We start from the raw sequence: 26,034 nt of genomic DNA on the forward strand, positions 1-26,034 counted from the left end.
CAAGAATTGTCCACATAAGAACCGGCGGCTTGCAACCACTCGGCACAGAGGGGGTTATCAGCGGCATCCATAAAACGCCGGTAAAGCAAGCCTGGCTGGGCATTAACGGCTTAGAAGGTGACTTACAGGCGGACCGGCTACATCATGGCGGTGCAGAAAAGGCCTTACATCATTACCCCGCCAGCCATTATGCCTACTGGCAGCAAATACTTGGTAAGCTGCCCGATTTTGGCGACAGCGCCGCCTTTGGCGAAAACCTGACGACAGATGCGTTAACCGAACAGGATGTTTGTGTTGGCGATATCTGGCAATTGGATCAGGCTATTGTAGAGGTATCGCAGGCAAGGCAACCGTGCTGGAAATTAAACTTACGTTTTGCCAAACAAAACATGGCAAGGTTAGTTCAGGACAGCCGCCGTACCGGCTGGTATTACCGGGTATTGACGCCTGGAATGGTGGCAACCGGTTACATTATGACACTGCTTGAACGCCCTTATCCTAACTGGCCGCTATCACGTTTGTTAGACACTCTTTATGGCTCCACCTGGTGCACAGAAGTGTTACAAGAAATCGCCATGCTTAGCCCGCTTAGCGAATCATGGCGAAGTTTAGCAAAACAGCGCTTAAAAACAGGTCAGGTAGAAGACTGGCGCAAACGACTAGGCGAGCCATAAATTAACTTACTCGTGCCTGGCAAAACCCGCTTACTTAATGTGTAATAGGCAAAAACGCGTCATCATTAAAATACTCGGAATAGCGCTGCAACGCCCGTAACAACTTAACAGCGCCCTGGCGTTGGGTTGTCAATTCACTTGCAGCCATCGCTTGCTGGCTTTGCATCATTGCCGCAAGTACCAAATGAAACTGCGCATCTGCCTCGGGTGTTAACTTGCAATTGGCAACGATGTGGTTAACTTCCTGCTGCAACATCTGAGAAAACTGTTGATATTGTGACGCGGTAAAACGTTTGTGATGAATATCATCCAGATGCGTTAGCAGCTGTGCCCTCAGCCGAAGCATCGCCTCACTTAACACTGTATCTACCGGCCATTTAGCGCCATCATTCAGCGCCAGCATCGTAAGCACCTCATCATCGCCATGGTGATGATGAGGTGCTTGATCAGCCTGTAAGGGCGCGGCATGCAGTAAGCCGGTTAACAGCCATATCGATAGTATTTTCATGCATTATTCTCCCTTTGATATGGAATTATTCCGTTAACGCACCGTCCTGTCTACCTTGTTACTGCTGTGAGCAACAAAGCATATTAGGCACTACGATGTACCTACTTTGTATAATAGCCAGACAATGGGTCATACAGTACAGTTGGCGCTCTTGCCGTAACCAGAGGTTGGTATTATGCCGACTAAACCTGATCTGACTACCGCAATGCAGCAACTGCTGGTTGAGGTTAAAGCCACCCTACCGTTATATGAGCCCGCCACCTTTGTCTGTGGCATAACTAACACCGACTGTCAGGGTTGCCCAAAAAAACTGCTGGAGATGGTTGACGCTGAAGTATCGTTTTGGGAGCACGCCATCAAAAATGGCCGTACACCCAAATTTGATGAGCTAAGACGTTTCGGTAAATTGTGTTTAAGTGTTAAACGCAGCCTTATCCGCAATAAAATTTTAGCTGCCGACTAGGTATTAACGTCATTCAGCCGCAGACATCCGGGTGTCTTTTTTTCTGCTAACTGCTTATACTTGCCCTCCTTTGGTGCAAATTCCGGATTTAACCTTGCAACGCCGAGCAAAAAACCTGTTAAGTGCCGTACTGGCACAACTGGGCCTGATTAAACGCGACAGCCAGCGCTTATCGGCCATACCGCTTACCGAGCGGCTAAAGGTAGCGCTGGCGGCCTTTATCGCACTTTTTATTGTCACCTACACCAGTTTGCAACTGGCCGATACTGCCAGCACCATAGTGCTGCTGGCCTCGATGGGTGCATCGTCGGTATTGTTATTTGGTTTGCCTAACAGCCCGTTGGCCCGGCCCTGGTCTTTTGTTGGCGGCCATCTTATCTCGGCTACCGTCGGCCTTATTTGCTCGCACCTGTTTACCGACTTAGCGCTGATGGCCGCAGTAACCATTGGCTGCGTGCTGTTTGTCATGTACATCTTTGAGTGTATGCACCCGCCGGGCGGCGCCACCGCGCTGGTGCCGGTGATTGCCTCTACCGACAGCGTATTGGGCTATGACTTTTTGCTCTACCCGGTAGCGCTGAATGTGCTGGTAATGCTTGCTGTTGCGCTGCTGCTGCAAAAATTCTGGCTAAAACGTGGTATGCAGCCAACGACACAAAAATTTGACCCGGTGCATTTGCATAAAGACGCCACACCGCTAAAACGGCTCGGCCTGCAGCCGGAAGATTTACTTAGTGCATTAAACAGCTTTGATACCGTAGTCGATATTAGCGAGCAGGATTTAGAACGTTTATATCATCAGGCGCAGCTTAATGCTTATCAGCGTAAAAGCGGTGAAATTCGTTGTAGCGATATTATGTCGACAGATCTCATCACCGTAACACCAGACACCGCCGTAGGCAGTGCCTGGCAGCTACTGCGTAAACATAAAATTAGTATGCTGCCGGTAACAGACAACCAGCAACAATTAATGGGTGTGGTATCAACGGTCGACTTTCTAAAGAACCTGCAAGTGCCGCATTACTGGGGTTTACTGCGCCATGTCAATCAGCTGCTGCTGAAAAACCGCCATAAAACCCAGCATAAACGTGAGGTCGCCGAAATTATGGTGACTAAGCTTACCGTTGCCCATGAGCGGGATCATATAGTGGCGCTTGTTCCTATGTTATCCGATCAGGGCCTGCACCATATACCTGTATTAAACGACCAGCAACAGCTGGTCGGAGTAATAACCCAGTCAGATCTTATCGCCGCGCTGTTTAATGCCAAACTAGCCTGACATTAGGCCAGCGTAAAACGCCCTACCAGCTGTTGCAGTTGCTCGGCAAGGCGCGCCAGTTCGCGGCTGGTGCTGGCGGTTTGCTCAGCACCGGCACTGGTTTGTACTGCTACATCACTAATATTAAGTATTTTTTGGTTTATCTCATCAGCTACTGCAGCTTGCTGCTCGGCCGCTGAGGCGATCTGCGTATTCTTATCATTAATGCCATTAATACCCTGTAGCACCTGCGCCAGAATATCACCAGTTTCAGCTACTTTGTCACGGCCTTCCTGCGCCTGGCTCAGGCTGATACGCATCGCATCGGTGGCCTGGGTTGCGCCTTGTTGCAAGCCTTCTATCATGCGCTGGATATCACCGGTCGACTGCGCCGTGCGCTGCGCCAGAGTACGCACCTCATCTGCGACTACGGCAAAACCGCGGCCTTGCTCACCTGCCCGGGCCGCTTCTATGGCCGCATTTAACGCCAGCAAATTCGTTTGCTCGGCAATACCACGAATTACATCCAGCACCGAGGTAATGGCATCACTGTCCTGTTTTACCTGGTCAATCACTTTGGCGGTGCTGTCAACCTGGCCCGATAAACGCTGAATAAGTGCTATGGTCTGCTCTAACCGGCTTTGCCCTTGTGCTGCACCGGCTTGCACGGTTTCCGACAACTCTGCCGCCTCTGCCGTGCTGGCGGCAACATCACGCACGGTAGCGCTCATTTCATGCATCGCAGTGGCCACCATTTCGGTGTCTTGCTGTTGCTGCTGTACGCCTTTACTGGTTTGCAACGTTACCGCCGATGATTGCTCGGCAGCGGTAGCAACCTGCGCAGTAGCGCCGCCAATTTCATGAATAACCCGCAGCAGCTCCTGCGCCATATTATTGGTGCTGTCGGCAATGCGGCCAAACTCATCTTTACTTTTATAGTGGCTGCGCGCGGTAAGGTCGCGCTTTGCCAGTGCAGTAATGGTGCTTTCAATACTGCGTACTGCAGCTGAAATACTGCGCATGGTAATAGCTGCAACAATTGTCAGCACGGCACTTATCAACACAATAGCCGCCGCTAATAACCATAATTGGCGCACAGACTGCTGCTGCAGTTGCTCAGCAGAGGCGACAATACCGGCTTTGAGTGCTGTTTCAAATTCAGCCATTTGCGCCAGACGGCTAGTAGCAAGGTCAAACCACTGGCCATCATCTACGTTAAGCGGCTCACCCAGTGCGGTGTTAAACGCCAGTTGCTGCAGGCGGGCCACTTCAGCAAAGCTGTTATGCTGGCTAAGGGTACGCCAGGCGCTTTGCTGCTGTGGGCTGACCATACGTAAAAAGTTTTCAGCAAAGGCGTTATAAGCGCCTAAATTATTGCTAAAGCGAGCCAGTAATTCACTGTTAAAACTGCCACGGCTAAACACTAAGCCTAAAATGGCGCGCTCACGCCCGGCGCGCTCTTTCATTTCTATAAACTGGTTGAGTATCGCCAGTTGCCGCGCCATATCCCGGTGCGTCAGCGCCGCTTCCAACTGATGGTTTTGCGCTATCATGGCAGTAATGAGTGCGGTATAACGCTCAGCCGAGCTGGCATTGTTGATGCTTTGCTGATCAACCTGATGGCGCAACGCATTAAGCTCGCCCAGCTGTTGCTGTAGCGCATTAAGCTCAGGCAATTGCACAGCTAAAAACGCCTGTAAACGCTGATCGCTTTGCTGGCGCAGTTGCGGCAAACGCTGGGCAAAGCGGCTACCATTGCTGGCCAGGTAAACACCACTGGCACCACGCTCAGCTTGTAGGGTGGCTACTAACGCATTGGTTGTGGCTGACGCTTCAATAGCCTGGCTAACATGCTCAGCCAGAGCAACCTGCTGCCAGCTGTCGCTAAAACGCCCCAGCGCCAGCCATAACGCCGCCAGCGCCGGCAACAACAGTAATAACATCAGTTTACGGCTAATCGACAAGTTGCGGATAAAGTGTGTCATAAGACGGCCTCGGGGTGAAAATTACCACCATTTTAGGTAAAAACCACCCAGCTGCTAAGCAGGCAAAGGTGACTACCTCTTCAGGGTTAGCCCCTACCCCACCAGAGCCGGTATTTTCACTACACAGGCTTTGTTACACTGGCGAAAACTGTTAGCAGGCGTGAATCATGAATATAGAATCTTACTCTGACTTAATCAAAGCGGCGGCCATGCAGGACGAGCCGCAGCGTTTGCTGTTTGTGTTTGCCAAAGCCGAGCTACCAAACGGTTATACTGACACGCAAAAACACAACTTCGAGCAAGGCCAGGGCGGCGCCTTAGCACCGGTGCTGTGTGTGGATAAACTGCCAGACGAGGTAAACGAATTTGCCAGCTTAGTGCAAGAGTCCACCACCACTGGCGTTGACTGGGATATCGCCTTTGTTTCAGCACTGGGCGGCCGCGGTGGTTTCCCACCAAACAGCGATGAAGCGACACAGCCACTTAAGATGATGATGGAGAAAATTCAGGGTGGCATGATTGCCGATTTTCTGACCTTTAATAAAGCCGGCGACTTAGTGGCGCTGTATTGACGACAGCCGGAAAACGTAGGGGCGCATCGTTGCGCCCTTTGACAATTAATGTTCTGCCATTTTGCTAAAAATCGGGGCGCCTGCTTGGTGTAAATAGGCGCGCCCCTACAGGCTTACACCACCTTTGAATACCGCTGCTGCCCCTGGCTTAAGTAGGCATCAAAACAGGCGCAGATGCTACGCACCCACAGCCGGCCGGCGTTGGTTACTTTAATGCGCTCGGCGTATACCTCAACCAAACCGTCTTCCATAAACGGCTGCAAGCGCTCTAATGCTTCGGCGAAGTATTGCCAGAAGCCGTTAAGGCGCCACTTATGACTGAAAGCTTCAACGTCCAGCTCGAAATGACAGATAAGCTGGCTGATTAACGCAGCGCGCAGTTTATCATCGCTATTTAAACTAAAGCCGCGCTCTACCGGCAGCTGGCCACTGTTAATAGCGGCATAATATGCCGGCAGCTCTTTACTGTTTTGCCATAATACGCCGCTTACCTGGCTGATGCTGGATACCCCCAGGCCAATTAACGCATCCTGGCCGGCGGTGGTATAACCCTGAAAATTACGCTGCAGCTTACCGGCTTGCTGCGCTTTGGCCAGGGCATCGTCGGGTCTGGCAAAGTGGTCCATGCCGATAAACTGATAACCGGCGGCGACAAAACGGTTAATGGCCAGCTGCATGAGTTCAAGCTTTAACGGCGCATCCGGCAGGCTGTCGTTATCAATTTTGCGCTGGGCAGCAAAACGCTCCGGAATATGTGCATAGCTAAATAACGAGATGCGATCGGGATTAAGGCGGATAATTTCATCTACGGTTTCGGCAAAACTGGCGCTCTGTTGAAAGGGTAAGCCGTAAATCAGATCGAGATTTATCGAGCTAAAGCCCAGCTCACGGCTTAACTGCACCTGATGGCGGATAAGGTCAGTATCCTGCAGCCGGTTAATGGCAATTTGCACTTTTTCGTCTAAATCCTGCACACCGTAGCTAACCCGGTTAAAACCTAAGCTGCGTAAATGCCGCAGTTTGTCGTCACTGCAGCTGCGCGGGTCTATTTCAATACTGATTTCGGCATCAGCATTAATTGTAAAGTGTTGCTGCAACAGCGCCATTAAACGGCTTAGCTGTACCTCGGTTAAAAAGGTGGGGGTACCGCCACCTAAATGCAGCTGATTAATGCTTTTGCCCTGCAGCAGTGGCTGATACAGCGCCATCTCCTGCGCTAAGGCATCGAGGTAAGTATCGGCTTTGTGTTGATGGCGGGTGATCACCTTATTACAGCCGCAGTAGTAACACAGCTTATGGCAAAACGGGATATGCAGGTACAAGCTGAGTTCGTTCGGGCTCTGGCTGATCGCCGTTTGAATGTGCGCACGGTCAAAGTTACTGTTCAGCGCCAGTGCCGTGGGGTACGAGGTATAACGCGGGCCGTTAATATTGTATTTACTGATTAACTTCTGATCCCACTGTATGGTGTGCATTCTAACCTCGTTTACTGATTTGGGCCGGCAGCTTGGCATTATAACGCCGGCCAGGGCGCATACTTTGATCTGCCGCAGGCCAAACTTAATTGACCAGCGCAGCAGCGTTGTCGCTGGCAATTAGCTGTTGCTGCGCCAGCCAGCTTAAACCAAGCTGACATAGCTTCGGCAGACGCTCTGGCCCTATGCTGTCGAGCAGGTTTTTGCAATATAAGCCAAGCTCGGTATCACCCAGCATTTGCAGGCGGCGGCGGAAAAACAACGTATCCGGATCGGCAGTATTGCTGATCATGGCGACAAAGTCGGCCAGCTCTGCCTTTAGCAGTAAATCCTGCCCTGCGCTGGCTAACTGCACCCGTAGCTTGTCACCGTTTAGGCTAATGGCAAACTGCAGAGCTATATCGCTTACCTGCACCACCAGTGTTTTGCCGCTTAAAAAATCCAGCTCACTGGCGTTTAGCTCCGGGCGGAAAAACTGGTTCAATGCCAACTGTAACACGCCGGCCTGAGCTGCCTTGGGCGCACAACGGGTAAGGCCGCGCAGCATTGTGGGTAGAGATGCTACCAACTTGGAGTTAACGCTTTTAATATCAAACATATACAAGCCTTGCGCTGAGTTATCACCCTATAATGAAACCACAGTACGCCGCCACACTCTATTCCCTGTCGGTGGTAGTAATAACGCTAAACGAATACGGAACACACCCTATGGAGCTGCTTTGTCCGGCTGGCAGTATGCCGGCACTGAAAGCCGCCATCGAGCATGGCGCCGATGCCGTTTACATCGGTTTAAAAGATGACACCAACGCCCGCCATTTTGCCGGCTTAAATTTTGACGAAGCTAAGCTCAAAGACGCGGCCCGTTATGTACACCAGCATGGCAAAAAGCTACACGTAGCCATCAATACCTTTGCCCACCCAAACAATTACCAACGCTGGCAGCAGGCGGTGGATATGGCCGCCGATGCCGGAGCTGATGTGCTGATCCTGGCTGATATTGCCGTGCTGGCTTATGCGGCTGAACGCTACCCCAAACTGGAGCGGCACTTATCAGTACAAGCCTCGGCCACCAATGCCGCAGCCATTGATTTTTACCGCCAGTTTAATATCAGCCGGGTGGTACTGCCGCGGGTATTATCGATGCAGCAGGTACGGGCGCTGGCCAGAAGCTGTGATATAGACCTTGAAGTATTCGCCTTTGGCAGCCTGTGCATTATGGCCGAAGGCCGCTGCTATTTAAGCTCTTATATGACCGGGCAGTCGCCCAACACCGCCGGGGCCTGCTCGCCGGCCGCCTTTGTGAACTGGCAGGATAACAACGGCACGCTGGAGTCGCGTTTAAACGGCGTGTTAATCGACCGCTTCGCACCAAACGAAACCGCCGGCTACCCCACCCTATGCAAAGGCCGCTTTACTGTAGGCAATGATACTTATCATGCGCTGGAAGAGCCCACCAGTTTAAACACGCTGGATTTACTGCCCGAGCTATACGCCGAGGGCATTAAGTCATTAAAAATAGAAGGCCGCCAGCGCAGCCCGGCCTATGTGGCACAAATTACCAAAGTCTGGCGCGCCGCTATTGATGCGGTAATGGCCACGCCAGAGCGTTTTAATGTGCAACCACAGTGGCAGCAAGTGCTGGCCGGCTTGTCTGAAGGCAGCCAAACCACACTTGGCGCCTATCATCGCAAATGGAAGTAATCACATGCAATTTTCACTAGGCCCGGTACTGTATTTTTGGCCCAAAGCACAGATGCTCGCGTTTTACCGCGAAGTCGCTGACAGCGACTTTGATATTGTTTACTTAGGCGAAACGGTTTGTAGCAAGAGGCGCGAGCTTAAATTTGATGACTATATGGCCATCGCCCACATGTTGCGCGAAGCCGGTAAACAGGTGTGTTTATCATCCATGACATTATATGAGTCACCCGGTGAGCTGCGTGAACTGCGTAAATATGTCGATAACGGCGAGTTTTTAGTTGAGGCCAATGACGTGGGCGCTATTAGCATGCTACAGCAGCAGGGCCTGCCTTTTGTCGCCGGTGCGGCAATTAACTGCTACAACCAGCATACGCTGCGCCGCTTAGTCAGCATGGGCTTAACGCGCTGGGTGATGCCGGTAGAATTATCCGGCCAATGGTTAACCGAAGTATTACATCAAAGCATTATTGCCGATATCCGCGACTGTTTTCGCACTGAAGTGTTCAGCTTTGGCCACCTGCCGCTGGCCTGGAGTGGCCGCTGCTTTACTGCCCGTTCGGAGAACCGCAGTAAAGATCAGTGTGAGCTGTGCTGCATTAACTACCCACAGGGGCGCGAGGTAACAAGCCAGGATGGCACTCAGGTATTTGTGTTAAACGGCATTCAAACCCAGTCTGGCCAGCGCTATAACCTGGTTAACCAGCTAAGCACTATGCAGGGCCAGGTGGATATAGTACGGTTAAGCCCACAGCTCAGCGGCACCTTTGACTGGCTGGCGAAATTTAAAGCCAATATTAACGGCACAGCGCCGCAGCCACTGCCGGCAACCGACAGTAACGGCTACTGGCTGAATCTGGCCGGAATGGCGACAGGTTAGTCAGTGACGGAACAAATGAGGCTGACGCAAAATTTAACTGAGAATCGACTTACCCTAAGCTAACCGTTGCAGGCCAGGATGCTGACAAATTCGTCAGGAACGAATTTGAACAGCGAAGCTGGTCCGCAAGGATAAACTTCACTGATGAAGTTTATAATCGAGCCCCCAGGGATGGGGTCACGGCGTGTTGGCGTGGGTAGGTCGGTTCGATTGATGCAACAGGACGCAGGATTTCTAATGACTACACAAAAGGCCATAATAGGCATCGTTACCATAAGCGACCGCGCCAGCGCCGGCGTATATGAAGATTTATCCGGTAAGGCGATCATCGATACGTTAAAAGACTACTTAACCAGTGACTGGCAGGCCGAATACCGGCTTATTCCGGATGAGCAGCCATTAATTGAGCAAACCTTACGCCAGCTGTGTGATGAACAAGGCTGCTGTTTAATTGTGACTACCGGCGGCACCGGCCCGGCCAAACGTGATGTGACACCCGAAGCTACCGAAGCGGTGTGCGACAGAATGATGCCCGGTTTTGGCGAGTTAATGCGGGCTGAATCGTTAAAATACGTGCCAACGGCGATACTGTCGCGCCAGACTGCCGGCCTGCGTGGCAGCAGTTTAATTATTAACCTGCCGGGTAAGCCCAAAGCCATTCGCCAGTGTTTAGATGCGGTGTTTCCGGCGGTGCCCTACTGCATTGATTTAATGCACGGGCCATATTTACAGTGCAATGAAACGGTGATTAAGGCGTTTCGGCCTAAAAGCTGAAGGATGTTTAACCCAGACGATGGAGCAGGAATCGGTTTGCTCTAAGTCAACCGTTGGAGGCCATGGATGGCCTGACAAATTCGTCAGGAACGAATTTGAACAGCTTCGCTGGCCCAAAGGGTGAACCTCATGGATGAGGTTCATAATCGAGCCCCCAGGGATGGGTTTACGGCGTGTTGACGTGAGCAAACCGGTTCATGCCAGCACTGCACTCAACGTTTGAGCAAAAACAACCACACCACCAGCAATAAGGTAATAAACCAAAAACCGGATAACAGCTGCCAGAACAGCAGCGGGTTGGTTTTATGCTGCTGCTTAACTTCCTCGTGTAAAAACGCCGGATTAGGCTGCTGTAAGTCGGTTAACAGCTGGTTTATGCTTTGATAGCGCTGTGATAAATCGAGGCTGACGCCCTTTTGCAGGGCACGGTCAAACCAGGTTGGGATCACCGGGTTATACTGGCTGGCACTACGATAACGCAGTTTGTCATAATCGGCTGCGGTGCGGCATTCTTCTACTGCATTGCCGTAAGGTAAGTGGCCGCCACTGAACAGCTCATAGGCAATAGTGGCCAGCGCATAAATGTCGCCCTGCACGCCGGAGTTGTGCCCAAGCAGATAATGCGGATCAGAATAGGCCGCTGTGCCCAGTGCCGCATCATGCTGCAATGGGCTGTAAATTTCGGCTAAGCCGGCGACATACACAGAGCCAAAATCGACAATTTTTAACTGACCGTTGCTTAAATACATAATATTGCCGGGCTTTAAGTCCTGATGAATAGCGCCCATACGGTGAAAGGCTTTTAAGCCTTCGGCAATTTGCTTAACCAGTTTAATCGCCAACGCCGGTTTTAGCGGTTTGGGCTGGCGCTCAAACCATTGCTCTAAACTCTGGCCGTCTAAATACTCCATCAGATAATATAAAAAGGTGCGTGGCCGGCTTTGCCGCACCACTTTTACTACGTAGTCAGATTCAATACGCAGGCCTATCCATTCTTCACGGATAAAGCGGTCGATATAGAGCGCATCATCATCATAATTCAGTGACGGGCACTTAAGCACCAGCTTAGCCCCGCTGTCTTCATCTCCCACTAAATACAGATGGCTGCGGCTGCTGGCAAACAGCTCTTGCAGTACTTTGTAACCATCCAGTTTCATGCCGGCGCTTAATGCCGGCGGAAACGGTAACCGGGTTAAATACTGGTTTAAATCATCCAGGCTTTGTTCAGGCAGTGCTGTTATCTCCAGCAAAATCAAGCTGATATTGTCGTCGCTGCCCTGCGCTAACGCCTGCTGCTTTAATTGCAAAGCGGTTTGCTCAAGATCATCAGCTGCCGATACAGCCTGTTGCAGCATATCCGGACTGACAAAATCTGACAAACCATCGGAGCAAAGCAAAAAGCGATCACCAGGCTTGACACTGATACTGCCCTGCTGCAGCTCAACCCGCGCATCCATGCCCAGCGCCCGGCCTAAAAACTGACGCTGCTCTGACAGTACTGTAGTGTGATCCTGACTCAGCTGCACCAGCACACCATCTCGCCAGTGGTAAAGCCGGCTATCGCCAATATGAAAAAAATGTGCGGTTTGTGATTTTAAAATCAGGCAGGTAAAGGTAGTGAGATAGCCTTTTTGTTCATGCACAAACTGATGGCTCAGCTCGTACAGCTCGTTGTTAATGGTCGCCAGTAGCTGCTCGGCGCTGTAGGCCACCGACCAGCTATCCGGCGTTTGGCAGTATTCGCGGCAAAAACGGCTGACCGCGCGCTGGCTGGCCTGCTGCCCGGCTTCGGCGGTACTGACACCATCGGCCAGGGCAAAACAGGCACCTTTGTAGGTAAGTAAGTGAGCATCAGTTGGCATATAAAGCGCTACCGCATCTTCGTTGGCCGGCTTAATACCGGCCTCACACACTGTGGCGTAGCGTAGCTGCAACGCAGACTCACTCACATCTTGCCTCCTTTGTATCGCCAGCCAGGCTAGCCGACATTAATGCGATGCACAGTACCGTCTTCACCCACTTCGGTAATATGGCCTTTAGGGTCATCCAAAAACATCACCGCTACCAGACCCACCAGTGCCGAAGCGGCGATAACATAGAAAAACATACTGTAGCTGACATAACTTAGCACTGTTAAGTACACCACAGCACCGACATTACCATAGGCGCCGGCCATACCGGCAATTTGTCCGGTCATACTGCGTTTTATCAGCGGCACTATAGCAAACACGGCGCCCTCACCTGCCTGCACGAAGAAGCTACAGGCCATAGTTGCCAGCACCGCCAGCGGGATCCACCAATGGCTGTCCATCAGCCCCATTAAGAAATAACCAGCCGCCAGTCCACCAATTAAAATCAGCATACTTTTGCGCCGGCCAAATTTATCCGAAAACCAGCCGCCCATCGGCCGCGATACCAGGTTCATAAAGGCAAAACCCGACGCTAACAAACCGGCTTTAACCGCACTTAAGCCTTCGAATGTTTCGAGGAAATACAGCGGCAGCATTGATACCACTGCCAGCTCTGAGCCAAAGGTAGCAAAATAGGCAATATTTAAGATCCCGACCTGCTTAAAGCTGTATTTATCAGCCTCCGGTACGCCGGCCCGCAAATGATCTGCGTTAATGTGCCAGGTTTGCTGGGTTTGCACGATAAACAGCAGCAATAACACGCCCCACAGCACATACATCATATCAGTACTGAACAGGTTTACGCCCGCCGGTGATAAACGCCACGCCAGCATGGCCAGCGCCAGATGCATCGGAATATTCATCAGCATAAGGCCCCATAGCGCCCCCCAGCTGGACACCAGCATAGCGCCGGTTTTTTTCGGTTTAAAATACACCGAGCCTTTGGGCGTATTGCGGGCAAATTTATAAAATACCAGCGCATATACCGCACTGATTACCCCAACAGTGCCAATTGCATAACGCCAGCCATCAGCACCACCAAAGGCCAGCGCCAGGGCAGGTAACGTCATGGCCGCGGCGGCTGAGCCAAAGTTACCCCAGCCACCGTAAATGCCTTCAGCCGTGCCCACCTGATGGTGCGGAAACCATTCACCCACCAGACGAATACCCACCACAAAGCCGGCACCGACAAAACCGAGCAAAAAGCGAAACAGTGCCAGCGCATCATAAGTTTGGGCAAAGGCAAAACCGATACACAGCAGTGCCGAGATAAACAGCAATAACGAATACATAATGCGTGGGCCATAGCGATCAACCAGCATACCCACCACAATACGCGCCGGTATTGTTATTGCCACGTTCAGAATAAGTAGCGCTTTAATTTGCGCATCCGTTAGCGCCAAAGCCTGTTTAATGTGGATAAGCAGCGGCGCATGGGCAAACCAGATCACAAAGGTTAGGAAAAAGGCAAACCAGGTCAGGTGCAGCATTTTTATTTTTTGTTCGGCAAAATTAAGCAGGTTTAACCCACTGCCGCTATGCGTTGCTAAAGCAGGACCAGCCATAACATCCTCCACAGGATTAACAGATTAACTGCGCCCAGTGTAGAGAGGCTTAGGGCGAAAATCATTGATATAAAACAAAGCCGCCAGGCAAGATTTTCACGTAAAAACAAACAGATACCAACTTAGCGGTATATCACCTCAGGGCCGCAGATAGCGGTAACACAAGCACTGATACCCCTTTGTAGGTAAACGGCGGCGCGAAGCGCTACTGGCTGGCGCGTCAGAGGTACGCCTACGTTGCTGCCTGCAGCGATAGCTTTAGCGTTACACTAATGCCAACCCCTAATTAGCGGATGTTTTTGCTATGGTGCAGCCTGCTCCAACAACGCTGGCACAAGCGACTCTACCCGGTGCAACCCGGGCATTACTGATGGCAACATTAGCCTTTGCCGCCTGTTTTTCTGTCTGGACCCTATACGCCGTAATGGGCATAGCACTGCAACAACAGCTTAATCTTAGCGCCACCGAATACGGTTTTCTGCTGGCCGCACCTATCATTAGCGGTGCCGTGCTGCGCATTCCGCTTGGTATTCTGGCTGACAGATCCAGTGCCCGCCGGTTATGGCTGTATCAGATGCTGGCCGTGATACCAGCCTTACTGCTACTGCCACAGGTAGACAGCTACGCGGGTTATTTATGGCTGGGGCTCTGGTTTGGTATTAGCGGCGTGTCTTTTACGTTGGGCGTGCGCTATGTCAGCCAGTGGTTTGCTTCCAGCCGTCAGGGCCGCGCTTTAGGGTTGTTTGGCGTCGGCAATGCCGGGGTGGCCATTACCTTCGTGTTGGTGCCGCTGACGGTGCACTACGCCGGCTGGACATGGGTTGGGCCTGTTTATGCCGCCGGCATGTTGTTCATCAGCCTGCTATTCGCCTTACTGGCACCGAAAGAGCCGCTGCAATTAACGCCCCCCCCCTGCGCGCTTAGTCTGCGTCAGCTATGCAGTGATGCCCGCATCTGGCGTTTTTCGCTGTACTATTACTTTGTGTTTGGCAGTTTTTTAGCGCTACTGCTGTGGCTGCCGCAATATTATATGCAAGCCTACGACATGGACGCACAACAAGCCATGGCGTTTACGCTGTTTTTTGTCGCCACATCCAGCATGGTTCGGGCACTGGGCGGCTGGTTCGCCGATCGCTACGGCGGCCGCGCTGTGAACTGGAGCGTGTTCTGGGTCTGTATTGTTTGCCTGTTTTTTTTAAGTTACCCGCCAACTACCTTAATTATTCACGGCCTGGAAAAAGACGTACAGCTGGAAATTGGCATTAATGTCTGGTGGTTTACCTTACTGATTTTTATTATTGGCGTAGCACAAGGCTTTGGCCGTGCCAGCGTGTACAAAGTTATTCACGATTACTACCCGCAACATATGGGCAGTGCCGGCGGTTTTGTCGCCGCCATAGGCGCGCTCGGCGGTTGCACCCTGCCAATACTGTTTGGTGTAGCACAGGACGTACTGGGTATAGTCACCGGCTGTTTTATGATTTTATACGGCGTGTTGGCACTGTGTATGATCACCATGTTTTTTGCCAACCAGGCGGCACAATATCAACAACGGCTGGCACAGGCGCAGCGTAACAATTTTCTACTTGATGACGAACCTGTTCTAAACACTAAGGATACGCCATGCAAATAACCGATCTGGCCACCGAGCAAAAGCTATTCCCCCTGCTACGCCAGGCGTTTCGGCCGATGTTTTTGTTCGGCGCGGCTTTTAGTGCTATCGCCATGCTGCTGTGGGGCCTGACCCTGGCAGGCCATATTCAGCTAAAGCCATTTGCTAATGTGCTATTTTGGCACAGCCATGAAATGCTGTTTGGTTTTGTTGCTGCCATCGTGATCGGTTTTTTACTGACTGCAGTGCAAAACTGGACCGGCCTGAGGGCACCACATGGCAAAAGCCTGCTGTTTATCAGCCTGCTATGGCTGGCCGGTCGCTTGCTGTTATTGTTCGGTGAAGGCTTGCCGCTGTATCTGGTGGCTGCGGTCGATTTAAGCTTTCTGCCGGTATGCGCTTATCTGCTTGCCGTACCACTGATTAAAACCGGCCAACAGCGTAACCTGTTTTTTATTCCACTACTGCTGTTACTTACTGCCTGTAACCTGCTGATGTATATCGGCATAGCAACATCGCGCTATGAATGGGTGCAAATGGGTAGCCAAAATGCAGTGTGGCTTATTACCTTACTGATGGCGATAGTCGGCGGCCGGGTACTGCCGATGTTTACTGCTAACGGCACCCAAACGAAAAAAGTCGATGCTATTGTTTGGTTAGATCGCGCCGCGCTGGGCTCACTCTGGCTGATTTTTCTGCTGCATTTCTTTGCCCTCAAGCAATACCTGCCGCCGCTGGCGATAAGCGGCTTATTTGGCCTGAGCGCCGTTCTAACCGGCCTGCGCTGCCTGCGCTGGAAAATCTGGCTCACAGTAAAAGTGCCGCTACTGTGGTCACTGCATTTAGCCTACTGGTGCATTCCGCTGGGGTTAGCGTTATACAGTGCGCGTTATGCCGGGGTAAATATCAGCAACAGCATAGCGCTGCATGCGCTAACCGCCGGCGCTATGGGCAGTATGATTTTAAGCATGATGGCGCGGGTATCACTGGGCCACAGCGGACGCTTGCTAAAACCGCATGCGGTAATGTCGCTGGCGTTTTTGCTGGTACTGGCGGCGGCCATCAGCCGCACTGTGCTTATTTGGCTATGGCCGGCGCAAACCATGCAATGGCTGTGGCTGGGTGTCGGCGGCTGGGTGCTGGCCTATGTGCTTTACGTGCTGGTATATTTTCCGGTGCTTACCACCCCAAGGCCAGATGGCCGGCCGGGCTAAATCCGCTTACCTCTGAAGGGGTAAGCCTGCGGCGGCTTTGATTTATATCAAGCCGCCAGCTACTGCGGCTCTTACACTTAGCCAATACGCAAGTGTAAGCGGAGCCCATTTTATGAATACCGACTATCAAGACAAGCCATTGGTTTATGCCTGCTCCGGCTGCTCCAATGTTGCCCAGCTGGCCAATGATTTAGCCGTGGTGCTCGACCGCCAGGGCTCGGCGCAAATGTCCTGTATTGCCGGCGTTGGTGGTAAAGTAAAGCAGCTGGTAAAGGTAGCGCAATCCGGCCGGCCCATACTGGCGGTAGATGGCTGCCCGCTTAACTGCGTAAAACAAACCCTGGCCACGGTAAACGTAGTGCCCACCTGGCATATAGAGCTAACCACACTCGGCTATAAAAAACGCGACCACGAAAACTGCGATCTGGCTGATGCTTATAAACTGCTGCAAATGGTACACAGCGATATACTGATTCCTATTGCAGGTTAGCGGCACATCGCACAGCTTTTGAACGGCGTAATAATACGCCAACTGTGACCTTTGACATTATCGTCACAGACAGCTATTTAATTCACAACCTATTTACTTGCTAACTAAACGCATTTAGCATGGCGATGTTTAAACAGCTCTTCCATGCGATTTATCATACAGTTAGCACGCTTATTTGGTTGGAATAGTTATGAAATCTAAGTCGTATATTGTCGATAGGGCGCTGCACTGGGTATCAGCGTTATTGTTGCTTTTTATGCTGCTGAATTTATCGTCTCAGCTACATAATGTGGACTGGGATATTAAAGGCCAGTTGGAGCACAGGCAGGATGCTGTTGAACTACATGCTTTTTTAGGCATTATGCTGTTAGTTTTTACCGTTTCGCGTATTATTTTTCCGTACCTTACCAAAACCAGGATTGAACGCGTCAGTCCTACATCCAAAAAACATGCGATATTTATCAAAGTCACTCACTTAAGCCTTTACGCCTGTATTTTTCTTTTAGCGGCAACAGGATTGGCGTTAATTAACAACTATCAAATTCCCCTTACCGTTTTGGGCATTGAGCTTGCTCCAGATAAAGACGCTTTTTATCAGGTTTTTCCGCGAATTCATGATATCCATATGGTTCTTAAACAGTTAATTTGGTGGCTGATAGCCATTCATTTCTTTGGCATTATGTACGCCAAAAGATAACACGGCCTGCTCAAACCTGGATAATATCGCCCCAATCAACAGGTTGAGCACACTTTTGCTAGCAGGTGTCTGTTGTTCCATTCGTAAAACGACAAAAAAGCAACAAACAAAGCTTCCAGACTGATAAAGGTTAAACCTACCACACTTGCTGTTTGTGCATATATCAACACAATGGCAATACAAACAGGAAACCAGGCTGCGTTTGCAACTGCCAGCAAAGCAACCGATGCGGATGTTCTTTGCTTTGAAAACGCAAGCCATAACGCATACACACCGTAGCAAACATTTGCCGTCGCCAGCAGCAGAATAATTGAGATGGGCAGCTTATACAGGTCGCCAAACCAATTTGGAAACAGCAATAACAAAATGCCTACTGTGAAGCCAGCACTGCCATCCAAATGTAAAATGTTGAATTTTTCTATTCGTTTCATCTGCAGCGAAAATTCTGCCGGCTAATGCGAACACTGATCGGTGCAGTCAGTTTTACCTGATACAGCAAGTCGTAGTCTTGTTCTGTCAGTGGCGCCATGGCAATACCGCTTAACAACTCAACTAATTGCGGCACCGTATTACTGTGTCCTACCACTAAAGCTGGTTGGCTAAGCGCCTTTAACTGCTGAACTAACACCTCTGGCTGGCGTGGATCATACGGCGTTATATCAAGCTGCTGCTGTTTAGCTACAGCAGCCGCCGTTTGCTGTGTGCGCTGGTAAGGTGTTACGTATACAGCGGCTAATTTAACCCCAGCCAGGCTGTCGGCCAGTGCGTCGGCTCGCTGCTTGCCACAAACAGACAGCGCCGGGTCCTGCCCTTGAGGCTGCTTTTCTGCATGACGTACTAAATACACCGTATCAGCCGCAGCCATACAAGATAGCAGTAAAACTAATAGCAGACTGATGTTAAGCCGCATAGTTGTTGTCCTTTTCCAGAGGCAGTTGCATATAACAGGCTTGCTCGCCCTGGTAGCTCGCCAACGCCAATTTGGCTTCTGCCATTACATTATGTACTACCGTGAAACCCTGCCGCTGCCAGTATGGCACTGAGCCCTGCACTGCCACCAGCGCCAGTTTGCTCAAGCCCAGGCTTAGCGCATACTGCTTCGCGTTTTGCAGCAATTGACCGGCTAAGCCAAGCCCCCGCGCTTTAGGGCTAACGGCCATATCATGCAGGTACAGCAGCTCAGGCTTAGCCGCAGGTGTAAACGCTGCTGCTAACGGTGTGATATAGCCATCCTGCGCGGGGTAGCTGAACAAGTAGGCCAGGAGCTCGCCATCGCTGTTCTGTGCCAGCCAACAGCTGTTAGCCGCGACTGCCAGGCGCTGCGATAAAAGCTCTGGGCTTTCATACAGTGCATCGCTGTAACAGCTGTCTTGCAAACGTACGATAGCGTCTAGATCCGCTGCTGTGATTAAACGTAGGGTAATCATTAATACTTTTTTACCAGATAATTGCGCGCCGTTAGTTTGACTGGCCGCCACAGACACTGCAAGCGGGATCTTTGGCCAGCGTAAACTGACGCCACTGGCTGGTTAAACCATCAAACAGCTGCAGCTTGCCATACAGCGGCGTACCAACACCCGCGAGGATCTTTACTGCTTCCAGCGCCTGCATGACACCAACTACACCCACTACCGGGCTTAAAATGCCGGCTTCCATACAGGTTAATTGCTGCTCGCCAAACAATTGGCTTAAACAGTGATAACAAGCGCCGTCGCCCTGCATACTGAAACTGGCCAGCTGGCCTTCAAAGCGGATAGCGGCACCTGATACCAGCGGCACTTTGGCGTTAACGCAGGCGGCGTTTATCGCATTGCGGCTGCTTAGGTTGTCTGTACAATCCAGTACCAGTGAAAACTGCGGTACCAGCTGCGCTAAGTCATCGGCAGTTAAGCGCTGCTGCAAAGCATTAATGACAATGTCTGAGTTTAACGCCTGTAGACTCTCTGTAGCTTGCTGTACTTTACTCTGGCCGATATCCTCTTCGCGGTACAGAATTTGTCGTTGTAAATTGCTGTGGTCGATAGTATCGCTATCTACCAGGGTGATACTACCAACACCGCTGGCCACCAAGTAAGGTGCAGCGGCGCAGCCGAGCCCTCCCATACCTACCAGTAACACTTTGCTGGCAAGCAACGCCTCCTGCCCCCTAAAGTCCAGTGCCGGCAGCATTAGCTGCCGGCTGTAACGCATAGCTTGCTGCTGATTCAACGGAAGCGGGCTCCGCGGCGTCGGGCTAAACGGCTTAGTCATGCTTGTTATCCTGTGTTATTTGTTCAGGCCTGCGCCACAGCCAGCATGCAACCAGTAGCAACAACAGCGGTAACAACAGCTTGAGTAATACCGGAGCAGCTGAAAATTGAATGAGTACGGCACTCAGGGTCATCATGCCGCTGGCGAGATATTTAGCGCGCCGCGGCACTACACCATGTGCGCGCCAGGCTAATACCGGCGGGCCCAACCGCGAATGTGCCAGCAACCACTGCTCTAATGCCGGCCAGCCTTTACCGGCCGACCAGGCGCTAAGCAGAATAAACGGAACCGTTGGCAAACCCGGTAAAGGAATACCGATGCCCCCCAGAATTAAACTGATTACTGCTAACAGCCGCCAAAGCATCTGCTTAGTAATATGCCACATTATTTCAGCCCCAGCCGCTGTGCCAATTTGTGCAGGTTGCTTGGATCCAACTCCAACTGTCGCGCCGCCTGTGACCAGCTGCCCTCATGCTGCGTTAACGCTTGTTGGATCATCTGCCGTTGCAGTTGGTTAATGGCCTGCTTAAGTGTAATAGCCGCATTATGCTGCACTGGGTTATTCAACGCCGTGTGATGCTCTGCTACCGTCACGCTGTCAATATCCAGCAGCTCAGCGCCCAGTGTTACAATATCGCTGCGTGCTGCACCATGGCTTAATGCTTTAATTGCCGCCCGGCTTATTACATGCTCCAGTTCGCGCACATTACCGGGCCAGTCATAGGTTAACAGCGCCAGCTCAGCGGCCGGCGCTAAACGCAAAGCTCTGAGCCCAAGCCGGCTGCGGTTAAGCTCTAAAAAATGACCGGCCAACAACGGAATATCGTCACGCCGCTCGCGCAACGGCGGGATGGGTAAAGGATATACTGACAGACGGTGATATAAATCGGCACGAAACTCACCACTTTTTACCTGTTGCTTCAAATCACGGTTAGTGGCGGCCACTAAGCGAACATTCACCAGTCGCGTTTTATCAGATCCCAGCCGTTGAATTTCACCGTTTTGTAATACACGCAACAGTTTAGCCTGCACCAATAGCGGCAGTTCACCTACTTCATCCAGAAACAAGGTGCCACCATCAGCCGCTTCAAACCGCCCCGCCCGGTCACTGTGCGCCCCGGAAAAAGCGCCCTTGTTATGGCCAAACAATTCACTTTCCGCCAGGCTTTCCGGCAACGCTGCACAATTCAGGTAAATCATCGGTTTGCTGGCCCGGGCTGAGCTGCGGTGCAAATGCCGGGCAAACAGTTCTTTACCAACCCCGGTTTCTCCAAGCAGCAATACCGGCAAGTCAGAATTTGCCACTACGGTAAGCTCCTGCAGAATTTGCTGCAGTACTTTACTCTGGCCAATCAGTTCATAGCGCAGCTTAGCGGCCGGTTCAAATTGTTGCTCATCAGCCTGATGATTCAGCCGCAACGCCCGGTTAGCTTGCTCCAACTCAGTGGTTCGCACTGCCGCTTCCACCAGTAAGCTGTAACGCTGCAGTTCAAATACAGCTGCCTGAGAAAAACTACCGGCTTCTAACGCATCCAGAGTTAACACACCCCAACACCGGCCTTCAATGTAAAGGGCTATGCCCATACAATCATGTACAGGTAGCGCCTGGCCCGGCTGCTCTGCCAATAAACCATCGTAGGGGTCCGGCAGGCCACAATCTGGTTCAAACCGCACCGGATTACGACTGGCTAAAATAGCGGCCAACCGTGGATGCTGGCTAATCACAAACCGGCGCCCAAGCGCTTCGCGCACTAAACCATGTAAAGCCACCGGCTTTAATATATCGTGCTCAATTTTAAGCAGCCCTACAGCACCACAGCCAAAATGATTACGTAAAGTGCTGACTAAACGCTGTAACCGCACAGCTGCCGGTAGATCTGTCACCAAATCTGCAATTAAACTTTCTTCCAACATGGTAATTATGACCCTTGGGTTATTTTAACCCTGATTTAGCTGGGTTCAATTTACCATAGCTGCAAATAAAGCCATATAAATCAAAGGTGGTAGTTTTGGCCTGACTCTTGCCTTTTATAACCAGACGGGAGCTTTACCCGGCATGTTAATTACTTAGTCAGGAGTACCTATGTCATTACTGGATCAATCTTTAGGCGAGATCGCCACCTCTGTAGCCGGTGCTACCGCCGTATTTCATCAATACAAACTGGATTTTTGTTGTGGCGGCCAACTTAGCCTGCGTGAAGCCCTTGCCAAACGGCAGTTGCCAACAGACGAAATTGTAAAAGCACTACAAACATTGCAGCAGCAACCCACTGAACATATTGATTGGCGTACAGCGCCGGTGAAACAGCTTATCGAACATATTTTAACCCGATTTCATCAGCGGCATCGCCAGCAGTTGCCGGAACTGTGCCGCTTAGCGCGCAGAGTTGAACATGTTCATGCTATGGACCCGCAGTGCCCGACAGGTCTGGCCGATCATCTGGGTGATATGTATCAGGAGCTCGAAAGCCATATGATGAAAGAAGAGCAAATTCTGTTTCCGATGCTGTCAGGCGGTATTTATCCGGCCGGGCCCATAAGTGTGATGGAAGAAGAACACCTGCAACATGGCGATGCGCTGGACAAACTTGACCAACTGACTAATAACATTACCTTGCCGGCAGAGGCTTGCAACACTTGGACCGCGCTATATGTTGGCTTAAAAGAACTGAAAGAAGATCTGATGCAGCATATTTTGCTGGAGAACCATATTTTGTTTGTGCAACCAAACACGCCAACCAAAAATGACGACCAACAAATATGCTGTGGCAGTTGCCAATAACAACAGGAGCAAATTAACTAAAGCGCCAGGCAAGGAGGCATTGGCGCAAATAGCTACGAAATAATCTGGATGACATTGTTGCGTTAAAAACACTGAAAATTCGGAAACCTATGAACTGTAGCAACTGTCAGCAAATTGGAATCCCCTTCTCGCTAGCGACATGCTATTTATAAGCCAGCCCATCAGACATTTATAATAGCTTTTGTTACAAAACAAATACTTAAAAAACAACTCTGCTGAAATCCTTATCGCTCAATCTAAAAATACCTGTATACCATTGTGGTGCGGTACGGTTTCCTTTTTAGAAGATCGTACATAGCGTACCTTACAAAATCAGCAGTGCACACTGTTACACAAATAGTGCGCAATATACTGATATATAAGAAATAATAGTGCGCACTATAAAAAATAAATTAAATGATGGTCAAAATAGAAACTTTTACATTGTGACCATTTGGTGGCCAAATAATTTAAAACACACTTCTAAAGCATTAAAAATCTGACTGGAAAAAATATTTTGTGGTGTTAGAATCCATATACAGTAAGGCTTTCAGACGACTTAGCTGTGCATAATGTGTTTTGCACGCTGTAGAAAAACCACCTTGACATGGTGGGGGTCGGTGGTTCGAGTCCACTAGGACGCACCAATAAATTCAAACAAAAACGCCCCTCTTTCAGGGGCGTTTTTGTTTGAATGTGTTCAGTCAGTTCCCAACGATAAACGGATTGCTCAACCTTTTAACGCAGCTGGCTCTGCGATATATGCACTATTTAAATGGCGGCTTGGTTAAGTAATAACCCGGGAGTAGGCCTTCTGAATTTGGCATATAGCTGGCGCTTTTAACGTCAATTGCACGATAATATTGTTGGTATTCATTATTCGCACAGCGTCATCTGCTCCAATTTATAACTTGAGTCGAAACTTTTAAAGTGATGAACAATGCTCTCAACTCCGGGCTTTAAGCCAAAGTCTTGCCGTACATTCAGGTAAAAATCGACTTCACGGGTATTTGGTTGATCGAAAAAGACAATTTTGCGCAATTTACCTTCTGCAATTAAGTGTTGCACGTCAGGATAGGGTAACCAGGCAAAGCCGATCCCTTCGCAGACTAACTCAATTGCGGAGCTTAATTTATCAACTGTCCAGCAATGATTATTGACAGATACATCTGCTGAGTTGATTGCGGCTTCGCGATCAACCTTAATCTCAATATGCTGATGCAACGCATTTGTTGAGATGACATTAGTGTTATCAAAAGCTGAGTTTTTCGTGCCAACCACCGCCACATAACATACGCTTACAACGCTTTTAACAGAGTATCCGGACGCCGCCGAATTCAGTACTGATAAAACCACATCTGAATGATAGTCATCGTCGAAAGATGCTGTCGATACCTGGGTGATCTCAAGCTGCTTCAGCGAGAGCTCGCTGCTGCTTGATTGCAACACACTTCTTAGAATCCCTATCGGGAATAATTCATCAATCGCAATCTTTATGTTTAAGTCTTGCAGCCCCGTAAGTCCGGAAACGTAGCTTTCAAGGTTATTAGCATCTGATAATAGCTTCTCTACAAAAGAGAGTATTTTCTTACCATGCGACGTTAATAGCGTTTTTCGGCCTTCCACCTTCAGTAAACTTACATTTAGCATCTCCTCCAGCTTAGATACTGAGTGATGTACTGAAGATGTACTCTTAAAAAGCTTTTCACCAGCCTGAGCAAAGCCGCCATATTTTACGACCGCCAGGAACATCTGCCATTGTTTGAGCGTTACTTTGTTCATAGCTTTACTCCTTAACCAGCTGATAAGACCTCAAGCGCCGATGATCTGGTACTTACCTCTGTGATTATCATTTTAACCAGTACGACCAAAAATGAGACCTATACATAAGCATAGTTTCGGCGCTGGGTCCGATGTTTTAGTATTTCTTTAAATGAGGAGCAAACCAATGAGTAAACTGACGACTGCAGTGGCGCGACTTAGAGGCTGGTATGAAAACTAATCTCAGTACGCTGGTATACAGTGCCATTGGGCTACTCTCGGCTCTGCTGCTAATCAGCGGCTGGGCAATCGGTTATGCAGCTGGTTTGCATTACATCAATGCCGCTAGTGTTAGCGTGGCTACCGTGCAAAGTGGTGACTTTACCCAACGTATCACCGGCTATGGCAGCCTGCAGTCGCAAAATCAGCGTTTGCTTACCGCCAGCAGTATGGCCACCGTCGATGAAATTAAGCTACGCCCCGGTGCCGTGGTCGAACCTGATAGCATAATTCTTACCTTAAAAAATCCGGCTCTTGAAGTGGCGGCACAACAAGCGCTGGCTAATTTACATAATAAACGCAGCAATAGCCGCCGTTTGGCACTGGAGCAACAACGCGAGATTCTGGAACAAAACTCACGACTGGCTGAGCTAAGATCCGATTCTGAGCTGGCGACATTGCAAGTGGAAGCCGAGGCGCCGCTTGCTGCTGCAGGCATTATTTCAGGAATGGACGCCAGGCGCAGCCTTGCCAGAGCTAACCAGCTAGCCGAGCGTTATCAATTAGAGCAACAGAAACTAGCAACCTTGCAACAGGTGCATCAGCAATATTTATTAATCCAGCAAGAAGATGTGCAACAAGCTGAAGCCGAACTTAATAATGCCACCTACCAGCTACAGCAGTTAGTTGTTAAAGCTGGTCTGCAAGGTGTTCTGCAGCGATTACCGGTAAGTCTTGGACAAAGCGTTAACATTGGTGATGAATTAGCGCTGGTGGGCAGTTTATCCCCCTTGGTGGCGGAAGTGAAAGTGCCCCAAATGCAGGTGCGTATGCTGCAAGTGGGGGCTATCGCTGAAGTGGATACCCGCCACGGCATTGTTACGGGGCAGGTGGTGCGTATTGATCCTGTGGTGGCCGATGGTGCGGTACAGGTAGATATTTTATTGCCAGAGCAATTAAGCAGCGATATCCGCCCCATGCAGATGGTAGATGCGCGCATTCATGGGCAAAACCGCGGCCAAATAAACTTTGTCGACCGCCCGGCAGGAGTCGCCGAAGACTCGCGGGTCGAGCTGTTTAAATTAGATGCAAACCAAATAGCGAACCGGGTCCCGGTTCAATTTGGCAAAGCCTCTGGCCAACAAATTGAAATAGTGTCGGGTCTGGCGCCGGGTGATCGCATTATCATCAACGATTTGCAGCTTGATAGCAGCGTGAAGCTACTTAAACTGACTCAGTAAGGAAGT

Annotated in this window: 26 protein-coding genes and 1 tRNA gene; 14 read left to right on the forward strand and 13 right to left on the reverse strand. The window is 50.4% G+C overall.

Translation table 11 applies throughout. From position 1 onward, the window contains the following. Positions 1 to 29: 29 nt before the first annotated feature. Positions 30 to 674 (forward strand): MOSC domain-containing protein, encoded by a 645-nt coding sequence (locus RNAN_RS04455; protein WP_202802259.1) that lies wholly within the window; start codon positions 30 to 32, stop codon positions 672 to 674. 34 nt (positions 675 to 708) lie between these two features. On the opposite strand, the gene RNAN_RS18630 is transcribed toward RNAN_RS04455, so the two are convergent. Continuing rightward, a complete protein-coding gene (locus RNAN_RS18630) occupies positions 709 to 1,182 on the reverse strand; it encodes a hypothetical protein (RefSeq protein ID WP_008219211.1) in 474 nt (157 codons plus the stop codon). Between the two features lie 175 nt (positions 1,183 to 1,357). Between RNAN_RS18630 and RNAN_RS04465 the strand changes: the two genes are divergently transcribed. Both RNAN_RS04465 and RNAN_RS04470 read left to right on the forward strand, forming a co-directional pair. Further along, a complete protein-coding gene (locus tag RNAN_RS04465) occupies positions 1,358 to 1,645 on the forward strand; it encodes a hypothetical protein (protein WP_008219213.1) in 288 nt (95 codons plus the stop codon). A gap of 94 nt (positions 1,646 to 1,739) precedes the next feature. Then, on the forward strand, positions 1,740 to 2,924 hold the full coding sequence (locus RNAN_RS04470) for an HPP family protein (RefSeq protein WP_040551725.1): 1,185 nt from the start codon (positions 1,740 to 1,742) through the stop codon (positions 2,922 to 2,924). 2 nt (positions 2,925 to 2,926) lie between these two features. Here RNAN_RS04470 and RNAN_RS04475 read toward each other — a convergent pair whose 3' ends face one another. After that, entirely contained in the window at positions 2,927 to 4,888 is a 1,962-nt protein-coding gene (locus RNAN_RS04475; protein WP_008219218.1) for a methyl-accepting chemotaxis protein, read from the reverse strand. A 167-nt stretch (positions 4,889 to 5,055) separates the two neighbouring features. Here RNAN_RS04475 and RNAN_RS04480 point away from each other — a divergent pair, with 167 nt between their 5' ends. Continuing rightward, positions 5,056 to 5,460 (forward strand): hypothetical protein, encoded by a 405-nt coding sequence (locus tag RNAN_RS04480; protein ID WP_008219225.1) that lies wholly within the window; start codon positions 5,056 to 5,058, stop codon positions 5,458 to 5,460. Between the two features lie 113 nt (positions 5,461 to 5,573). On the opposite strand, the gene hemN is transcribed toward RNAN_RS04480, so the two are convergent. Both hemN and ubiT read right to left on the reverse strand, forming a co-directional pair. Further along, positions 5,574 to 6,935, reverse strand: a complete 1,362-nt coding sequence (gene hemN, locus RNAN_RS04485; protein WP_008219227.1) for an oxygen-independent coproporphyrinogen III oxidase — start codon at positions 6,933 to 6,935, stop codon at positions 5,574 to 5,576. 85 nt (positions 6,936 to 7,020) lie between these two features. Then, entirely contained in the window at positions 7,021 to 7,533 is a 513-nt protein-coding gene (ubiT, locus tag RNAN_RS04490; protein ID WP_008219229.1) for a ubiquinone anaerobic biosynthesis accessory factor UbiT, read from the reverse strand. A gap of 110 nt (positions 7,534 to 7,643) precedes the next feature. On the opposite strand from ubiT, the gene ubiU reads away from it, so the two are divergent. From ubiU to mog, 3 genes are all read left to right on the forward strand, one after another. Next, on the forward strand, positions 7,644 to 8,636 hold the full coding sequence (ubiU, locus tag RNAN_RS04495) for a ubiquinone anaerobic biosynthesis protein UbiU (RefSeq protein WP_008219230.1): 993 nt from the start codon (positions 7,644 to 7,646) through the stop codon (positions 8,634 to 8,636). A 4-nt stretch (positions 8,637 to 8,640) separates the two neighbouring features. Next, a complete protein-coding gene (locus RNAN_RS04500; RefSeq protein ID WP_008219231.1) occupies positions 8,641 to 9,513 on the forward strand; it encodes a U32 family peptidase in 873 nt (290 codons plus the stop codon). A gap of 237 nt (positions 9,514 to 9,750) precedes the next feature. Further along, positions 9,751 to 10,287 (forward strand): molybdopterin adenylyltransferase, encoded by a 537-nt coding sequence (gene mog, locus RNAN_RS04505; RefSeq protein ID WP_008219232.1) that lies wholly within the window; start codon positions 9,751 to 9,753, stop codon positions 10,285 to 10,287. Positions 10,288 to 10,499: 212 nt separating this feature from the next. On the opposite strand, the gene RNAN_RS04510 is transcribed toward mog, so the two are convergent. Together RNAN_RS04510 and RNAN_RS04515 are read right to left on the reverse strand one after the other, a co-directional pair. Continuing rightward, entirely contained in the window at positions 10,500 to 12,236 is a 1,737-nt protein-coding gene (locus RNAN_RS04510; RefSeq protein WP_008219233.1) for a bifunctional protein-serine/threonine kinase/phosphatase, read from the reverse strand. A gap of 29 nt (positions 12,237 to 12,265) precedes the next feature. After that, positions 12,266 to 13,762: a NarK family nitrate/nitrite MFS transporter gene (locus RNAN_RS04515; protein WP_008219234.1), complete on the reverse strand. Its 1,497-nt coding sequence runs from the start codon at positions 13,760 to 13,762 to the stop codon at positions 12,266 to 12,268. 304 nt (positions 13,763 to 14,066) lie between these two features. On the opposite strand from RNAN_RS04515, the gene RNAN_RS04520 reads away from it, so the two are divergent. From RNAN_RS04520 to RNAN_RS04535, 4 genes are all read left to right on the forward strand, one after another. Continuing rightward, the gene (locus RNAN_RS04520; protein WP_008219235.1) at positions 14,067 to 15,395 is read left to right on the forward strand and encodes an MFS transporter; all 1,329 of its coding nucleotides are present in this window, start codon (positions 14,067 to 14,069) and stop codon (positions 15,393 to 15,395) included. Beyond that, positions 15,386 to 16,588: an NnrS family protein gene (locus RNAN_RS04525; RefSeq protein ID WP_008219236.1), complete on the forward strand. Its 1,203-nt coding sequence runs from the start codon at positions 15,386 to 15,388 to the stop codon at positions 16,586 to 16,588. Before RNAN_RS04520 ends, RNAN_RS04525 begins: the two co-directional genes overlap by 10 nt. A gap of 112 nt (positions 16,589 to 16,700) precedes the next feature. Continuing rightward, complete coding sequence (locus RNAN_RS04530) at positions 16,701 to 17,078, forward strand: putative zinc-binding protein (protein ID WP_008219237.1); 378 nt, start codon at positions 16,701 to 16,703, stop codon at positions 17,076 to 17,078. A gap of 190 nt (positions 17,079 to 17,268) precedes the next feature. After that, entirely contained in the window at positions 17,269 to 17,775 is a 507-nt protein-coding gene (locus RNAN_RS04535) for a cytochrome b/b6 domain-containing protein (protein WP_008219238.1), read from the forward strand. 35 nt (positions 17,776 to 17,810) lie between these two features. On the opposite strand, the gene RNAN_RS04540 is transcribed toward RNAN_RS04535, so the two are convergent. The 6 genes from RNAN_RS04540 to norR are packed head-to-tail and all read right to left on the reverse strand — an operon-like array spanning position 17,811 to position 21,939. Continuing rightward, positions 17,811 to 18,206: a hypothetical protein gene (locus RNAN_RS04540; protein WP_008219239.1), complete on the reverse strand. Its 396-nt coding sequence runs from the start codon at positions 18,204 to 18,206 to the stop codon at positions 17,811 to 17,813. Then, complete coding sequence (locus tag RNAN_RS04545; protein ID WP_237739890.1) at positions 18,203 to 18,640, reverse strand: SixA phosphatase family protein; 438 nt, start codon at positions 18,638 to 18,640, stop codon at positions 18,203 to 18,205. The genes RNAN_RS04540 and RNAN_RS04545 overlap by 4 nt, the downstream gene beginning before the upstream one ends. A gap of 34 nt (positions 18,641 to 18,674) precedes the next feature. Next, entirely contained in the window at positions 18,675 to 19,202 is a 528-nt protein-coding gene (locus tag RNAN_RS04550) for a GNAT family N-acetyltransferase (RefSeq protein WP_040551727.1), read from the reverse strand. Positions 19,203 to 19,233: 31 nt separating this feature from the next. Next, positions 19,234 to 20,025, reverse strand: a complete 792-nt coding sequence (gene moeB / locus RNAN_RS04555; RefSeq protein ID WP_052027251.1) for a molybdopterin-synthase adenylyltransferase MoeB — start codon at positions 20,023 to 20,025, stop codon at positions 19,234 to 19,236. Further along, positions 20,018 to 20,410, reverse strand: coding sequence for a YbaN family protein (locus RNAN_RS04560; RefSeq protein WP_008219245.1), 393 nt, complete (start codon positions 20,408 to 20,410; stop codon positions 20,018 to 20,020). The genes moeB and RNAN_RS04560 overlap by 8 nt, the downstream gene beginning before the upstream one ends. Then, positions 20,410 to 21,939 carry a nitric oxide reductase transcriptional regulator NorR gene (gene norR, locus RNAN_RS04565; RefSeq protein WP_008219247.1) on the reverse strand — a complete coding sequence of 510 codons (1,530 nt, stop codon included), beginning with the start codon at positions 21,937 to 21,939 and terminating at the stop codon, positions 20,410 to 20,412. Before norR ends, RNAN_RS04560 begins: the two co-directional genes overlap by 1 nt. Before the next feature lie 169 nt (positions 21,940 to 22,108). On the opposite strand from norR, the gene ytfE reads away from it, so the two are divergent. Both ytfE and RNAN_RS04575 read left to right on the forward strand, forming a co-directional pair. Beyond that, positions 22,109 to 22,807: an iron-sulfur cluster repair protein YtfE gene (gene ytfE, locus RNAN_RS04570; RefSeq protein ID WP_008219249.1), complete on the forward strand. Its 699-nt coding sequence runs from the start codon at positions 22,109 to 22,111 to the stop codon at positions 22,805 to 22,807. A 574-nt stretch (positions 22,808 to 23,381) separates the two neighbouring features. After that, positions 23,382 to 23,454, forward strand: a tRNA-Val gene (locus RNAN_RS04575). A gap of 229 nt (positions 23,455 to 23,683) precedes the next feature. Here RNAN_RS04575 and RNAN_RS04580 read toward each other — a convergent pair. Next, positions 23,684 to 24,589 (reverse strand): LysR family transcriptional regulator, encoded by a 906-nt coding sequence (locus tag RNAN_RS04580; protein WP_008219250.1) that lies wholly within the window; start codon positions 24,587 to 24,589, stop codon positions 23,684 to 23,686. A gap of 209 nt (positions 24,590 to 24,798) precedes the next feature. On the opposite strand from RNAN_RS04580, the gene RNAN_RS04585 reads away from it, so the two are divergent. Then, complete coding sequence (locus RNAN_RS04585) at positions 24,799 to 26,028, forward strand: efflux RND transporter periplasmic adaptor subunit (RefSeq protein ID WP_008219251.1); 1,230 nt, start codon at positions 24,799 to 24,801, stop codon at positions 26,026 to 26,028. Positions 26,029 to 26,034 lie beyond the last annotated feature (6 nt).

It is taken from the genome of Rheinheimera nanhaiensis E407-8 (genome assembly GCF_000296695.1).
GTDB classification, from domain to species: domain Bacteria; phylum Pseudomonadota; class Gammaproteobacteria; order Enterobacterales; family Alteromonadaceae; genus Alishewanella; species Alishewanella nanhaiensis.